Consider the following 14,206-nt stretch of genomic DNA (forward strand, 5'->3'; position numbering starts at 1 on the left):
CGGCTCACCCTTCCTGAATGATCAGATGGTCTGGCGCCTCATAGGCGTAGCTCAGGAAGAAGGGCTCGCCGGTCTCCCGGAAGCGCAGCACCCGGGGCCAGAGCGCCGGGAAATCTTCTACCACCGGCAGCTCCAGCACCCGGGCGATCGGCGTCCAGACCAGCGTCCCCTCGGGAGTCGAGCCGGCTGGCTCCCCGGAGGCCTCCCCCACGAAGACCGCAATGAGGACGCCCGGGGAAGCGCCGGTGTCCACGGTGATCAGGCCAGCCAGCCGGAGCGTTTCCACCGGGATGCCCGCCTCCTCCACGATCTCCCGGCGGGCGGCGGTGCGCAGGTCCTCCCCGGGCTCCACATGCCCGCCCAGGCCATTGTAACGCCCCGGGAAAATTTTCTTCGCCGGAGAACGCCGCAGCAGCAGCACCTGATCATCCCGGAACAGGAAGCACAGCACCCGCGGGATCACGGACCAGCGTCCGGCGGAGCTCCCTTGATCCCCTCGTCCCATGGGTTCACTCTCCCCCGCCCAGATGCTTCTGGAAGAAAGCAATCGATCGCTCCAGGAGCAGACGGTCCGCCGGGCTGCCAGCGGGGAACGTATGAGGCTGCCCGGGGTATTCAAACCATTCCACGGTTTTGCCCAGGGCACGCAGCCGCTCATACAGCTCGCGAGACCATTCGGGGGGCACCGTGGCGTCCGCCGCGCCGTGGTGGATCTGAATGGGCGTTCGGATGTCCTCAAGGTAAGCGGCGGGCGAGATCCGCCGGAGGATCTCCTCGGGGACACTCAGCTCCTCCCGGCCGCGGGCACCTCCCGACCACTGGAAGATGCGCTCGAAGTTCCTGCGTTCATCGGCACTCATCGAGCCGTAAAGCACGGCCGCGCGGATCGTCGGGTTCACCGCCAGGACCCGCAGGGCGATGCCGCCGCCCATGGAGTGGCCGAACAGGCCGACCGCGTCCGCCCGGGCCATGGGCAGCGTGGGCAGCATGGCGATCAGATTCAATACGTCCACCGCATAGCCCACGCGAAACATGTTAGGGCCTTCATCGGAGGGCGGGTAGTTGCGGTAGTTGGGGTGAAGGACCAGGAACCCGGCCCGGGCGAAGGCGTCCGCATAGCGGGTGGTGTAGGCCATGGTCGAATAGCGCGCGGGATCCACGTAGCCATGCAGCACGATCACCACGGGGAACGGCCCTTTGCCCTGGGGGATGTTCATAAACCCGTAGATGGTCAAGCCGTCGCTCGGATAGGTGAACAGGGTGCGAGTGAAGGCAGGGGTGACAGCCAGGACGCGCTCAAGGCGGATAGACCCGCCGCCGTAGGCGCGCCGGCGCAAGGCCTCGATGGTGAGATCCGCGTAGGGATCCGGCGTCGGCGTCGGGAGGGGCTGGGCCGTTGTCGTGGGCATCGGGCTCGGAAGGAACACCCCGGCCGGGCTGGCCTCCCCGGGGGTTGGCGTCGGGGTGGGGATCGCGACCGGGGAAATCCTGCCTGGCAAGGCCACGCGCCCCGTGCAGCTCGCTATCGCCAGGCCTACCACGATCCATCCGTAGCGGAAGATCCGCATCGGCAGCTCCTTAAAGTTCAGGCGGACTCCGGTTACAATCTATCTGGGGAAGAGCGAGCGCGCAACCGGCGCGGTGGGTGAGATCCCGCATCGGAGGATCCTCCATGTGGCGGAACTGGCTGGAGATCTACCGCACGTGCAACCTGCGGGCCGATCGCCCGCTGGATCCGGTCTCGAAATGGCTGCTCATCGTCCGCTGCTGCGTTTTCCCCATGACCCTAATCTCCGCCGCTATCGGAGGGTTGCTGGCGGTGGCGACCGGACGGTTCGAGCCCCTGCCCTTCGCCCTCTCCACTATCGGCCTACTGCTGGCCCATGCGGCGAACAATATGATCAACGATTACTTCGATCTGGAGACCGGGCTGGATACCGCGGAGTATGTGCGGGCCCAGTATGCTCCCCATCCGGTGCTTTCCGGCCTGGTCACGCGTGCCCAGCTGCGGCGAGCCATCCTGCTGGTCAACGCCCTAGATGCCGCGATCGCCCTCTATCTGACGGCGCTGCGCGGCTGGCCGATCCTGGCCTTCGCCCTGGCAGGGCTGTTCATCAGCGTGTTCTATGTGGCCCCGCCCCTGCGCCTGAAGCGCATCGGCCTGGGCGAGCTGGGGGTCTTCATCGTGTGGGGGCCGCTGATGATCGGCGGCACGTTCTACGCGACCACCGGGACCCTTCCGGGGTGGGTCTGGCTGGCGTCGATCCCGTATGCGCTGCTGGTATCCACCGTGCTCATCGGCAAGCACATCGACAAACTGGAGCAGGACCACGCCCAGGGAATCCATACGTTGCCGGTCCTGCTGGGAGAGCGGAGGGCAAGGGCCCTGAACGCTGGGCTGATGGTGGCTTTTTACCTGGTGGTGGGTGGGCTGGCTCTGACGGGGGTCCTGGGGCCGTGGGTGCTGCTCACCCTGCTGGGCCTGCCGCGCCTATGGGATGTGCTGCGAACCTATGCCCGTCCTCGCCCGGCCGAGCCGCCGCCCGGCTATCCGGTTTGGCCGCTCTGGTATGTCTCATGGGCCTTCGTGTTCAACCGCCGTGCTGGCGCCCTGTTTGTGGCCGGGCTCCTGCTCAATCTCCTTTTCCCCGTGCGTCTCCCGATGGGATAAGACGCTCGCTGCGCCTTCCGAGGGAAAGCCCGCGCTTCCTGCAACGCCGGCCCGATCCTCGGGTTCCAGTGGAGGCCCTTCCGTATCTTCACCCTTTGCGGTCGCGGTCTTCTGAAGAAGAAGTTGACGAAGATCACCGGGGGATCCAGAATGGAGAGGATCCGTCCTTATGGCCCTGTTGACCCATGAAGGCCTGGGGCTCTTCGCATCGCAGCGTTTCAATCCCCATAGCCCATCGGAGGAGAGACCATGGCGAGCGTCTCCGTGAGCGCATCGACAGAGACGTCCACGGCTGCAAGACCCACGGCCCCCGGAGAATTCGCGTTCCTTCCTCCGGTGCCGCGTGCTCTGGAGGAGACAGGGCTTTCTCTGGCCTTCCTGGCCGACCTGAGCTTGAAGATCCTCTACAACGCCGGTTATCTCACCGGCGGGCAGCTGGCGGAGCGCCTGCGCCTCCCCTACACCGGGGTCACCGAGGTCATCCTGGACTTCCTCAAGCGGGAGCAGCTGGTGGAGGTGCAGGGGGCCCGAGGGGTGGGCGAACAGGCCTATCAATATGCGCTGACTGCAAGGGGGCGCGATCGGGCCCGCGAGGCGCTGGATCGCAGCCAGTATGCCGGACCTGCCCCAGTGCCCCTCTCCGCCTACGCGGTCGCCATGCGCCGGCAATCCCATAAGGGCACCCGGGTGACCCCCCGGCTGATGCGCCAGGCCCTTGGACACCTGGTGCTCAACGATCGTGTGTTTCACAAGATCGGCCCCGCCATCAACTCCGGGACTTCCATTTTTCTCTATGGCCCGCCCGGGAACGGGAAAACCTCCATCGCCGAAGCCATCGGCCATCGGGTCTTCCAAGGGAGCATCTTCATCCCCTACGCTGTGGAAGTTGGGGGCTTCGTCATCAAGGTGTTCGATGAAGTGAACCATGAGCCGCTGACGAACCAACGGTCCAGCCAGACCGGTGTGTTGAAGGCTCCGGCGGACGCTCGGTGGATCGCCATCCGGCGGCCCTTCATCGTCAGTGGTGGGGAGCTCACCCTGGAGATGCTGGACCTCACCTGGAATGAAGTGAGCCGTTACTATGAGGCGCCGCTTCAGATGAAGGCCAACGGCGGGGTCTTCCTGATCGATGATTTCGGCCGTCAGCAGGTGCGCCCCCGCGATCTCCTCAACCGCTGGATCGTCCCCCTGGAGAAAGGGGTGGACTATCTCACGCTGCACACCGGCCAGAAGTTCGAGATCCCCTTCGAGACCCTGATCCTTTTCTCCACCAACCTGAACCCCCGGGATCTGGTGGATGAAGCCTTCCTGCGGCGCATCCGACACAAGATCGAGATCCCAGATCCCAGCCCAGCGGAGTTCCGGGAGATCTTCCGCCGCGAATGCCAGGCCCGGGGGATCCCCTACGATGACCAGGCGCTGGTTTATCTTCTGCAGGAATGGTATGTCAAGCGCCGGCGGCCGCTGCGGGCGGTTCACGCCCGGGATCTCCTGGCCCACATTCAGGACATCGCCGCATATTTCAATGTGCCCCCGACGCTGAACAAGGAGCTCATCGATCGGGCATGTGAAGCCTATTTTGTGGAGATGGGCGGCCCCTCCCCGGCGGCGTCCCCGCCCAAACCCTCGGGGGCCTCATGAATCCGGTTTCCCCATCCGGGCGGGCACGACGGGGTTTCGATACGCCACGGATGCGCAGGGGCACGGCATGCCGCCCCTGTGGGCAGGGACGAGATATGTTTTCATGGGATGGCAACCGGGTAGGGGCGACCCGCATGATTGCGACCCGGGATCGAATTGCCCGCATCATATCCTCCGCCGACATCCCGTTTTCCTCTATCGCCGGTTGAACCCGCGGATCCCGGTGGACCTGTTCGTGTACACGCCAAAGGAAATCCAACGGCTGGCGGATCACCCTCCCGGTGCTCAAGCTCGTGAGCCGGAAGCGGTGCGGGGAGCCCTGAGGGGCAGCGAGACTCTCCCAGGCTCCAATAAAGGAAAGGAGAAGAGCGCTCGAGATGGCGAAGAAAACAGAGCCCGGCCGGGTGGTGGCCACCAACCCGAAGGCCTATCACGATTATCACATTGAGGAGACCTATGAGGCCGGCATCGTCCTCACGGGCAGCGAGATCAAGTCCGTGCGAGCGGGCCGGATCAGCCTGCGAGAGGGCTATGTGCTCCCTCGGGATGGCGAGCTGTGGCTGATGAACGTCCACATTGCCCCTTACGAGCCGGCCGCACGGGACAACCCGGATCCCCGGCGGCCGCGCAAGCTGCTGCTCCACCGGCACGAGATCAACCGGCTGATCGGCAAGGCCCAGGAGAAGGGGTATACCATTGTCCCATTGAAGGTGTATCTGAACCCCCGGGGGTTCGCGAAGGTGGAAATCGCACTGGCGAAGGGGAAGAAGCAGTATGAGAAACGCCGGGCGATCGCCGAGCGGGAGGCCCGCCGCGAGATAGAGCGGGCCCTGAAGGGAGGGGAGTGAGCCATATGGGTGGGCGGGAGCGTTACGCGCGCCGGCCGCCTCTGCCCCCCGACGGGATCCAGCGGCTGGAAGGCCTGGAGGAGGACCGGTCGCTTCCCCTTCCCGCGCTCAGAGGTCGAGCGGCCGACGTTGGAGCAGCGAGTTTGGGATACCGCTCGCGACGCGCGGACCTGGATGCTCGCCCAGGCTGCGGATCATATTCCCGGGAGGGGCTGGCCCGGTTGCCGGAAGAGGATGGATCCATGCTGTGAAGCGGGAACCATGGCGCTGGAGATCATCCACGAGCGCTTTGTCTTCCACGGGCGAACACTGGCTTCGGTGCGGGAGATCAACCGCCTGCCGGATCCGATCAAGCAGGCGATCTACCGCACCCTGATCCCGGATTTCCTGCTGGAGCGCTATGGGATCGATCCGGCGACCCTCCGCGACCCGGAGGGGCGCCCCCTGGTCGACATCGACGCCCTGCCCGGGAGCCCGGATGTCCAGATCTGCATCTGGCGGCGCCGCGATGATCGGGATCCGCTGGTTTACCTGCACTTTGCGGAGACCATGCACAATCGGATCATCGTGCTGCTCTTTATGACCAGCGATCCGGAATCCCCGCGCTTCGATGTGGACCGGGACTGGCAGGGGCGGCCGACGAAATACGGGACCATGGGGCGGAACATCGAGGCGGAGATCGCCGCGATGCAGTTTGGGCTGGCGCCCGGTCAGGTGCGGAGGGGACTGCGTCTCACTCGGCATATGCTCCCGCTCTTTGAGCGCTTCATCGCCCGCTTGGGCCACGATATGTTCCTGGTGGAGCCCTTGGCCTACCATGCGGCAATCCTCTTTGAGCGCTACGGTTGCGGATATATCGAGGGGCGCGCCAAAATGGAATGGATCCATCGAGAGTTCCAGCCTGGCGGAGAACTGCATCGGCGCCTGGACGGCTCCACGCCGTTCCGACAGCCCGGGATGGAGAAAACCGTCCGAGGCCGTTCCTGGGCCATCTACGATGGGATTATGGGAGAGCCTTTCGATGGCATCCGGATGTATAAACGGGTGGGTCACCACGCCGGAGTGTGCACCTTCCCGGATGCGGTTTGGTGAGGGATGGGACAGTTTCGGATGGAAGCTTCTACGCTCGCGCTGGCCCTGAAGACCCTCCTCATCGTGATCCTGGCCGGCGCCCTCTGGTGGGGGATCGGGCACCTGGTCCGGTTCCGCCCGCCGGTCCCCGATCCCGAGCGCGCGCGGCGGATCCAAGCGGTTTTCTCCCTGGGGCGCAGCTTGCTGCGGGCGGTGGTCATCACGGTTGCCCTGCTGATGATCCTGGACCTTCTGGGGCTGAACCTGGGACCGCTGCTCACCGGCGCTGGGATCCTCGGGATCGTGGTGGGGCTGGGCGCCCAGAGCCTGATCCGGGATCTCCTGGCGGGGCTGATCATCGTGCTGGAAGGCCCTTTCGGCATGGGGGACCTCATCCGTACAGCCGGGGTCAGCGGGAAGGTGGAGCGCATCACCCTGCGGGCCACCTACGTACGGGACGTCGACGGCACGCTGCATGTGGTCCCAAACAGCATGCTGGGCGTGATCAGCAACCTGAGCCGAGACTGGGCCCGGGTGATCGTGGACCTGCCCGTGCCTCGGGGAACCCGGCTGGAAGAGCTCCAGGAGGCGCTGGAGCAGGCGGCGCGGGCGCTGCGGGAGGATCCGGAGCTGGGAAGGGGGTGGCTGGAGCCTCCCGCGGTGGCCGGCATCGAAGCGATTGGCGAGAGCGCCTTCATCGTGCGGGTGGAGGCCAAGACCCGGCCAGCGGATCGCTGGACAGCCGCCCGTCAGTTGCGGTATCATCTGCTCCAGGCATTGCAAACTACCCTGACCCCTTCCCCGGATCATTGAGCCAGCGATCCATGACAGCCTTGCGCAAACGATGGAGGCGAGGATGCGGATCAGAACAACAGCGCGTTCCATCAACGCCCGAGGCCTCGGGCGCATGGCCATTGTTCTGCTGAGCCTGCTTTTCGCAGCATGCGGAAGCGCCCCCTTTGGGGCGCCGATGCCGCCCACGGCGACCTTCCCCCCCACCCGCACGCCGCGCCCGACGGCGACGGCCACCTTCACCCCGACCCTCACCCCCACGCCGACGGCCACCCTCACCCCCACGCCGACCGATACCCCCACACCGACCCGGACGCCCACGCGGACCCGTCCGCCGTTCACCCCTACCCCCCGCCCGACGGCGACGCCGGTCCCTACCCCCACACCGGCTTTCGATTTCTACCCACAGCCGATATCCGCCGCGCCCAATTGCGGAGCCGTCTACATGGAAGGCTACATCCAGGACGCGGCGGGGAACCCGCTCAACGGGGTATGGTATCGCCTGCGGATGTTCTTCCCTTCGGGCAGCGGATATGAGCAGGTGTGTCTGTCGCCCGAGGATGGGAACTGTGAGGATTACAAGCAGAGCGGAGGCCGGGCTCCGGGCTTATGGGGGTTCGCGCCGCTGGATCCAGCGAACTATCACAAGCCGTTCCGCTTCATCATCGAGATCGTGGAGAGCCCAAGCAACCCCCGACCGCTTTCGCCGCCTGTGGTCATCGATCACCAGGATTGCAACAACAAGGGCCAATACATCTTCGACTGGAAGCGTCGATATTGAGCATAGCCTGCGCGGTTCCCTCTCTTCCCTGGACGTGGGAGGTCAGGCTGTTCGCCCCGGACGACCTGGCCTCCCAATGGCCCCGCGCACTGCAGGGGGATGTCCAGGGGTTCACGGCACATCGTTCATTTCGGTGCCTTAGCGAAAGGAGATGTTCTATGCATTCGAACGCGCAGCGCCTGCGAAGGCTCTGGGGAACCCTGATCTTCCTGCTGCTCCTCGATGCCTGCCGCCCCACCCCGACTCCCACCCCCACGCCGGTGATCTCCAAACTGCCCCCCATCCTGGTGGCCCGCACCCCGGAGCCTGGACAGGAAGTGACCCCGGAGATGCCCCTGCGCCTGGTGTTCAGCGAGCCGATGGATCGGGCTTCCGTGGAGGCCAACCTGCGGGTGATCCCAGCGGTCGCCGGGCGTTTCGCCTGGGAGGCCGGGGACCGCATCCTCCGCTTCCTCCCCCAGGCGCCCTGGAAACCCGATACGGAATATGAGGTCCGCCTGGAGAACGCGCGGGCGCGCAACGGCCAGGCCCTGGCGCGTCCGGTGGCTTTCCGCTTCCGCACCGCTTCCCCGCTCGCTGTGGCCGAGGTCATCCCGGCCCCGGACGCCCGGGATGTGGATCCCCGGGCTGCCGTCACGGTGATCTTCAATCGACCGGTGGTTCCCCTGCGCAGCGATCTCGCCCCTGGGGATCTCCCGCAGCCGCTGGCCTTCGATCCGCCGATCCGAGGGACCGGCCGCTGGATCAACACCAGCATCTATTCATTCCAGCCGGAAGGCTCCTGGGCAGCCGGACGCACCTACACGGCCCGCGTGGTCGCCGGCCTCCGGGATCTCACCGGGGTGGCGCTGGAGAAGGATTACACGTGGACCTTCACCATCCGCCGCCCGGCGGTGATCGCCTACGCTCCCCCGCCCGGCCGACAGATGGACATGGATCTGAGCGCGCCGGTTTCCATCACGTTCAATATGGAAATGGATCGAACCTCCGTGGAATCCGCCTTCTCGCTGCGAGAAGGCGCCGAGGATGGCCCAGGGGTTCCTGGACGGTTCGAGTGGATCAGCCAGACCATGCTCTTCCGGCCGGCCCAGCCCCTGAAACTGGAAACCCGCTACTTCGTCCGTCTGGAACAGCGCGCCGCAGCTCCCTTCGGGGCTACCCTGGAAGGGACGGTGGCCTGGGCTTTCACCACCCCGGCCTATCCTCGCCTGCAGCATGCCAGCCTCAGCCCGCAAGGCCCAAACCGCCTGGATCCCGGGGATTCCATTGAGCTTGGCTTCAGCTCCGGCGCCATCCGCCCTGAGACCATCTGGCCCAACCTCCGCCTGGAACCGCCGATCTCCGTCACCCGGGTGTTCACAAGCTGGGATCCAAAGAATGGCACTTTCTCCCTATCTGGGCCATGGACGCCGGGAACGGTGTACACCCTGACGGTCGGGCCGGAGATCGCCGATCGCTATGGCAACCGGCTGGACCGCCAACATACGTTCACCTTCACCGTCAACCATCTGGACCCCCTCGCCTATCTGAATATCGGCACCTCCTACTCCCCGCTGGTCGTGGTGGGGACGTATACCGAGACGAGCGCTTTCCTCTCCACGCGCAACCTCGATCGGGTGACCTTCACCCTATCGCGTCTGGAGCTGGAACGCTTCATCGCTCTGAGCCGGGATCCAGAGGCGACGTTCCGTTACAGCGCGCCGGACGCAGATCAGATCGCCCGCTGGACGTTCACCGTGCCGGAGGTGATCACCGATGTCATGATGCTGAATCGCATCTCGCTGGCCGGGCCAGGCCGCCGCACTCTTCCCACCGGGCTCTATCACCTTCGGGTGGACGCCCCGGTCTCCCTGGAGCATCGGCCGGGCCGCTATCTGCTGGCAGCGGTGGATCTCAATGTGGTGGTGAAGGTAGCCCCCCAGGAGGCCTTGGTCTGGGTCACCGATATGGCCACCGGCCGCCCGGCTCCGGGGATTCCCGTTCAACTGTTCGAAGCCACCGAGGAACATGTGGAGCTCTCAGGCGTCCGCACCACGGATGCCAACGGGATCGCCCGCTTCGAATGGTCGGACCCCATCCCCCTGTGGCGGATGCGGGTGGCAGTGGTCGGGACCCCCGGTGGCCGCTTCGGGATCGGCGCCAACGCCTGGTCCGATGGCATCGAGCCATGGGCCTTCGGTCTCCCGGCGGATGACGAGCCCCCTCGCTTCCGGGTTTACTGGCAGACCGATAAGCCGATCTACCGCCCGGGCCAGACGGTGCGCTTCAAGGCCATTGTGCGCTCCGACAACGATGCGCGCTATGCCCTCCCGTCCGTCCAAACCGTTGCGATTCGGATCGCTGATCCGGAGGGCCGGGAGGTTTACTCCACCACGCTGACGCTGAACGAGTTCGGGACCGCGGAAGGGGCGTTCCCGCTGGCGGAGGACGCCATGCTCGGCCGCTACACCCTGATGGCCGATCTCCCGCCCAACCCCTTCTATCACTCGATCTCTTTCCTGGTGGCCGCCTACCGCCGTCCCGAGTTCCAGGTCACCCTCGCGCCGGAGCGCCCGGCCTATGTGGCCGGCGAGCGCATCCGGGTGGCGCTCCAGGCCACCTACTATTTCGGAGGGCCGGTGGCAGGGGCAAAGGTGGAATGGACCGTCCGCGCCCAGCCCTATTTCTTCGAATACGCCGGGCCCGGTTATTACTCCTGGTCCGACTTCGATCCTTACAGCGCCTACGAAGGGGAAGCCGAGAAGGAGATTGCCAGCGGGAGCGGGACCACCGATGGGCAGGGACGGTTCCTGATCGAATGGCCCACGGGGCTGGGGTTGCCTCCCGGGAGTCAGCGGGTGATCCTGGAAGCCCTTGTGACGGATCCCAACGATAACCTGGTGGCCGGGCGAACGGAGGTGGTGGTCCACGCCGGGCGCTTTTACATCGGGTTGCAGGCGGAGCGTTACGTCGGGGAGGCTGGCCGTCCGCTCACGATGACCGCGAAAACGGTGGACTGGGAGAGCCGGCCGGTGAGCAGCGTCACCCTGACCTGGATCGCATATCGCCGCGAATGGTTTAGCGTGATGCAAGAGGGGGACCGCGGGCCGATGTGGACATGGACCTACAGCGATACCGCGGTGATGAGCGGTACGCTCCAGACGGATGCGGAAGGCATGGGGCGCTTTGCGTTCATCCCACCGGATCCGGGAACCTATGTGGTGAAAGCAGAAGGAACGGACGCCGAAGGCCGCCGGATCCGGAGCGCGGAGTTCATCTGGGTGTCCGGGCGGGGGGCAGTAGCGTGGCGCCAAGAGAACAACGATCGGATCGAGCTCGTCGCCGATCGCCGGGAATACGCGCCGGGCGATACGGCTACGATCCTGGTTCCTTCCCCCTTCACCGGGACGGTGACCGCCCTGATCACGGTGGAGCGCGGGCGGATCCGACGGGCGGAGGTGCGCATCTTACAGAGCAACGCGCCCACGTTATCCATCCCGCTCTCGGAGGAGGACGCGCCCAACATCTTCGTTTCCGTCATCCTGATCCAGGGAGTCACCCGGGAGAACCCAGCGCCGAGCTTCAAGATGGGGATCGTGAACCTCCCGGTGAAGCCAACGCGGCAGACCCTCCACGTTGAGCTGATCCCCGATCGGGATGTGGCGGCCGGGGCCCATTACGGACCCCGGGAGACCATGACCGTCACCGTTCGCACCACCGACGCAGATGGCCGGCCGGTCCCGGCAGAGGTGGCCGTAGCCGTGGTGGACGCCTCCGTGCTGGCCCTGGTGGATCCGAACGCCCCGCCTATCGTGGAGGGATTCTATGGCCGGCGTAACCTCTCCGTCCTCACCGGGGTCTCCCTGATCTACAACCTGAACCGGGTGACGGTGCGCATCGCCCGGGAACGCAAAGGCGGCGGCGGAGGCGTCGCCGAGGCCTTCGGGGAGATCCGTCGGGAATTCCCGGACACCGCCTACTGGAACGCGATCCTGCGGACCGACGCCAGCGGAACGGCCACCTTCTCGGTGCGCCTCCCGGATAACCTCACCACCTGGCGCGTCACCGCGAAGGGGGTGACCCGGGACACCCGGGTTGGCGAGGCCACGCTGGACGTCCTCAGCACCAAGGATCTCCTGATCCGTCCCAGCGTCCCGCGGTTCTTCATGGCCGGCGATCGCGTGACTCTAGGAGCGGCGGTCCATAATCACCTTTCCCGCCCCCTCACCGTTACGGTGCGCCTGGAAGCGAAGGGCTTCACGCTGGAGAGCCCGGCCGCTCAGGAGGGGACGATCCCGCCGGATGGCATGGCCCACTTCGAGTGGACCGGGATGGTGGAGCGCGGGAAGGCGGTGGATCTCACGTTCTATGCCGAAGGCGGCGGCTTTCGAGATGCCACAAAACCGACCCTGGCCCGGCCGGATGGCACCATCCCGGTGCTACGCTATGTGAGCCTGGAGACCGTGGCGACCGCCGGGATGCTGGAAACCTCGGAGTCCCGGCAGGAGATCGTGGCCATCCCGCCGGAGCCGGAAGTCACCGGAGGGACCCTCACCCTCCGGCTCTCCCCATCCCTGGCCGCGACGGCTCTGGATAGCCTGACCTGGCTTCAGCACTTCGAATATGAATGTACAGAACAGACCATCAGCCGCTTCCTGCCGAACATCGTCGCCTATCGAACCCTCCTTCGGCTGAACTTGGCCCGCCCGGATCTCGAGGAGCGTCTCCGGCAGCAGGTCGTCGTCGGTCTGCAGAAGCTGTATGCAGGCCAGCATGCCGACGGCGGATGGGGATGGTTCCCGTCCATGGAAAGCGATCCCCTGACCACGGCCTATGCGGTCTTCGCCCTGGCCGAGGCGCGGGCTGGCGGATTCGCGGTGGCCGACGGCGTGATCGAACGCGGCTTGGCATTCCTACGCCGATCCCTGGAGGCCCCCGCGGATCTCCCCCCCTGGAAGGCCAACCGGCAGGCGTTCATACTCTTCGCCATGGCCGAGGCTGGCGCCGGGGATGCCGGCCGGATCGTCGCGCTGTGGGAGGCCCAGAAGGAGCATCTCGCGCTGTATGCCCGCGCTTTCCTGACGATGGCCCTCGGCCGCACCCAAGCGGATCATCCGCTGATCCCCACGCTCCTGAACAGCATCCTGGAGCAGGCCCACATCACCGCAACCGGTGCCTTCTGGGAAGAGAAAGGCCTGGACGATTTCAACTGGAACACGGACACGCGCACCTCGGCCATTGCCCTGCTCAGCCTCCTGCGCGTGGATCCGAAGAACCCGCTGGCCTTCCAGGCGGTGCGGGGCTTGATGGCCGCGCGACGTGCTGATCGCTGGGAGACCACCCAGGAGACCGCGTGGGCGCTCATGGCCTTCACGGAATGGATGGCGCAGAGCGGGGAGCTGGAGGGGAACTACACGTGGACCGCTCGCCTGAACGATCAGGTCATCGGATCCGGTTCCGTGGATCCGGCGCACCTCCAGGAGACCGTGACCCTGCAGCAGGACATCGCCGGGCTGCTGCGGGAAACGGGCAATGCCCTAGAGCTTGCCCGGAGCGCCGGGCCCGGCGTGCTGTATTACACTATCCATCTCGCCTTGGAGGAGCCCGTGGAGCGGATCGCCCCGCGCTCCCGGGGTCTGACCCTGAGCCGCCAGTATCTCCGGCCAGACGATCCGTGCCTGAAGGATCGGCGGCAGCCCTGCGTCCCGGTGACCTCGGCCCGGGTGGGGGACCTCCTGGTGGTGCGCCTGACCTTGGTGGTTCCGCGTACCGTGCACCATCTGGTGCTGGAGGATCCGTACCCCGCGGGGACGGAGGCCATCGATCCCTCGCTGAAGACCTCGCCGATGGCAGGGCGGCCGCCGGAGATGCAGCGGGTCGATCCGCGGGATCCCTTTGGAGGATATGGATGGTGGGGCTGGTGGTGGTTCGGGCATACGGCGCTCTATGACGATCGGGCCGCCCTGTTCGCCGAATATCTCCCACCGGGCACCTATGAATACACCTATATGATCCGAGCGGGCTGGGCCGGGCAGTTCCAGACACGCCCCGCGCGGGCCTATGCCTTCTACTTCCCGGAGATCTACGGCCAGAGCGAAGGCATGCGGTTCGAGATCACCCGGTGAGTGCGTTGGGTTAAGTCGAATGCCTTCGGCCACCGGTCGACCTGTGCCGGCCAAAATGCTGTTGGGCGCCGGCGCAGGTCGACGCGGGGGCGCGCGAGGGCCTCAGTAGGCCGATTCCCCATTGGCAGGATGGACTGGACATCTCCCGCGCTCTGATCCGGAACGCTGTGGAGCAGAACGAAGCCCTGGCGCTGCAAGCTCATGGGGATCCGTTCGCCATCGGCGGAGGGGCTGCGGAGACCCAGGCGCGCTGGCTGGAGGGGGTTTGGGATGAGGCGGCCGGGCGGGATTCTCATCT

9 protein-coding genes are annotated in these 14,206 nt (G+C 65.9%); 7 read left to right on the forward strand and 2 right to left on the reverse strand.

The genetic code is table 11. The features are described from left to right. Positions 1-4: 4 nt before the first annotated feature. Both ACFMO3_RS00670 and ACFMO3_RS00675 read right to left on the reverse strand, forming a co-directional pair. Positions 5-505 carry an NUDIX domain-containing protein gene (locus ACFMO3_RS00670; RefSeq protein ID WP_376788503.1) on the reverse strand — a complete coding sequence of 167 codons (501 nt, stop codon included), beginning with the start codon at positions 503-505 and terminating at the stop codon, positions 5-7. A 4-nt stretch (positions 506-509) separates the two neighbouring features. Further along, entirely contained in the window at positions 510-1,568 is a 1,059-nt protein-coding gene (locus ACFMO3_RS00675; protein ID WP_376788504.1) for an alpha/beta fold hydrolase, read from the reverse strand. 104 nt (positions 1,569-1,672) lie between these two features. On the opposite strand from ACFMO3_RS00675, the gene ACFMO3_RS00680 reads away from it, so the two are divergent. The 7 genes from ACFMO3_RS00680 (at position 1,673) to ACFMO3_RS00710 (ending at position 13,908) form a co-directional block, all read left to right on the forward strand. Continuing rightward, entirely contained in the window at positions 1,673-2,671 is a 999-nt protein-coding gene (locus tag ACFMO3_RS00680; protein WP_376788505.1) for a prenyltransferase, read from the forward strand. Positions 2,672-2,920: 249 nt separating this feature from the next. Next, positions 2,921-4,312: an ATP-binding protein gene (locus ACFMO3_RS00685; RefSeq protein ID WP_376788506.1), complete on the forward strand. Its 1,392-nt coding sequence runs from the start codon at positions 2,921-2,923 to the stop codon at positions 4,310-4,312. Between the two features lie 377 nt (positions 4,313-4,689). Then, the gene (gene smpB / locus ACFMO3_RS00690; protein ID WP_376788507.1) at positions 4,690-5,160 is read left to right on the forward strand and encodes an SsrA-binding protein SmpB; all 471 of its coding nucleotides are present in this window, start codon (positions 4,690-4,692) and stop codon (positions 5,158-5,160) included. Between the two features lie 261 nt (positions 5,161-5,421). After that, positions 5,422-6,252, forward strand: a complete 831-nt coding sequence (locus ACFMO3_RS00695; protein WP_376788508.1) for a hypothetical protein — start codon at positions 5,422-5,424, stop codon at positions 6,250-6,252. Between the two features lie 3 nt (positions 6,253-6,255). Then, positions 6,256-7,044 (forward strand): mechanosensitive ion channel family protein, encoded by a 789-nt coding sequence (locus ACFMO3_RS00700; protein WP_376788509.1) that lies wholly within the window; start codon positions 6,256-6,258, stop codon positions 7,042-7,044. A 43-nt stretch (positions 7,045-7,087) separates the two neighbouring features. Further along, entirely contained in the window at positions 7,088-7,804 is a 717-nt protein-coding gene (locus tag ACFMO3_RS00705; RefSeq protein WP_376788510.1) for a hypothetical protein, read from the forward strand. Positions 7,805-7,962: 158 nt separating this feature from the next. Then, positions 7,963-13,908 carry an Ig-like domain-containing protein gene (locus tag ACFMO3_RS00710; RefSeq protein ID WP_376788511.1) on the forward strand — a complete coding sequence of 1,982 codons (5,946 nt, stop codon included), beginning with the start codon at positions 7,963-7,965 and terminating at the stop codon, positions 13,906-13,908. Positions 13,909-14,206: the final 298 nt, after the last annotated feature.

It is taken from the genome of Thermoflexus sp. (genome assembly GCF_042408815.1).
Lineage (GTDB): Bacteria > Chloroflexota > Anaerolineae > Thermoflexales > Thermoflexaceae > Thermoflexus.

Excerpts from the sequence above, each read along its gene's own strand:
- ACFMO3_RS00670 (WP_376788503.1), bottom strand. The coding sequence starts at position 505 with ATGGGACGAGGGGATCAAGGGAGCTCCGCCGGACGCTGGTCCGTGATC.
- ACFMO3_RS00675 (WP_376788504.1), bottom strand. The coding sequence starts at position 1,568 with ATGCGGATCTTCCGCTACGGATGGATCGTGGTAGGCCTGGCGATAGCG.
- ACFMO3_RS00680 (WP_376788505.1), top strand. The coding sequence starts at position 1,673 with ATGTGGCGGAACTGGCTGGAGATCTACCGCACGTGCAACCTGCGGGCC.
- ACFMO3_RS00685 (WP_376788506.1), top strand. The coding sequence starts at position 2,921 with ATGGCGAGCGTCTCCGTGAGCGCATCGACAGAGACGTCCACGGCTGCA.
- smpB (WP_376788507.1), top strand. The coding sequence starts at position 4,690 with ATGGCGAAGAAAACAGAGCCCGGCCGGGTGGTGGCCACCAACCCGAAG.
- ACFMO3_RS00695 (WP_376788508.1), top strand. The coding sequence starts at position 5,422 with ATGGCGCTGGAGATCATCCACGAGCGCTTTGTCTTCCACGGGCGAACA.
- ACFMO3_RS00700 (WP_376788509.1), top strand. The coding sequence starts at position 6,256 with ATGGGACAGTTTCGGATGGAAGCTTCTACGCTCGCGCTGGCCCTGAAG.
- ACFMO3_RS00705 (WP_376788510.1), top strand. The coding sequence starts at position 7,088 with ATGCGGATCAGAACAACAGCGCGTTCCATCAACGCCCGAGGCCTCGGG.
- ACFMO3_RS00710 (WP_376788511.1), top strand. The coding sequence starts at position 7,963 with ATGCATTCGAACGCGCAGCGCCTGCGAAGGCTCTGGGGAACCCTGATC.